Annotated in this window: 1 protein-coding gene; it reads left to right on the top strand. The window is 71.4% G+C overall.

The genetic code is table 11. The features are described 5' to 3' along the window. The coding region (locus ACNEUN_RS06445) for a hypothetical protein (RefSeq protein WP_463631637.1) at nucleotides 1-238 on the top strand (238 nt) is incomplete at both ends.

Here is a 238-nt window from a genome sequence, read left to right as displayed (position 1 = left end):
CTTCGATCCCGCCGCCGCCGCCTTTCTGCGCACCGACCCGCTGGGCCGCCGCGTGCTGCAGGGCCGTGCCGGCAAGATGGTGCACCTGACGGCCGACGCCTCCGGCCAGGTGCAGAAGATCGTCGTGCGCTTTCCGGCCGACAAGGTCGAGCAGCAGGGCACACATTTCACCCGCCTGACCATCGAGCGAGACGGCCAGCGCTTCACCGCCCGCACCGAGACCGCGCCGTTGCAGGCC

It is taken from the genome of Gardnerella sp. C0684A1 (genome assembly GCF_055326835.1).
This window is presented reverse-complemented; position numbering and strand designations above follow the sequence as displayed.